Here is a 578-nt window from a genome sequence, read left to right as displayed (position 1 = left end):
ATAATTCCGTCACAATTATCGACCGCCGTTAAATTGGTTGGTTGGGGATAGCCAGCAGAGCAGTCCAGAGTAAGACTCTCTGGAATAGTATCCACAACAATAGGTGGCAGCGTATCCAGTACCTGGATGGTCTGGGAGACGCTGGTGGTATTGCCACAGGTATCACTAAAGGTCCAGGTGCGAACTTCAGTGAAGCTATTCGGGCAACCACCAAAAGTAAACTGACTGACGGGAGAAGAGACGATGACCCCGTCACAGTTATCGATCGCTGTCAGACTGGTTGGTTGGGGGTAGTCGGCGGAGCATTCCAGGGTGAGGCTCTGCGGGACGGTGTCCACGACCACGGGCGGCAGCGTATCCAGTACCTGGATGGTCTGGAAGACGCTGGTAGTATTCCCGCAGGTATCGCTAAAAGTCCAGGTGCGAACTTCAGTGAAGTTATTCGGGCAACCACCAAATGTAAACAGACTGACGGGAGAAGAGACGATGACCCCCTCACAGTTATCGATCGCTGTCAGACTGGTTGGTCGGGGGTAGTCGGCGGAGCATTCCAGGGTGAGGCTCTGCGGGATGGTGTC

At 54.2% G+C, this 578-nt stretch carries 1 protein-coding gene; it reads right to left on the bottom strand.

All coding sequences use genetic code 11. The features are described 5' to 3' along the window. On the bottom strand, window positions 1-578 hold a 578-nt coding region (locus CRP01_RS42730), incomplete at both ends, for an HYR-like domain-containing protein (RefSeq protein WP_170110770.1).

This window comes from Flavilitoribacter nigricans DSM 23189 = NBRC 102662 (assembly GCF_002646595.1).
GTDB classification, from domain to species: Bacteria; Bacteroidota; Bacteroidia; order Chitinophagales; family Saprospiraceae; genus Flavilitoribacter; species Flavilitoribacter nigricans.
Note: the sequence above shows the minus strand (reverse complement) of the source record. Positions and strands in the feature narration are given on the sequence as shown.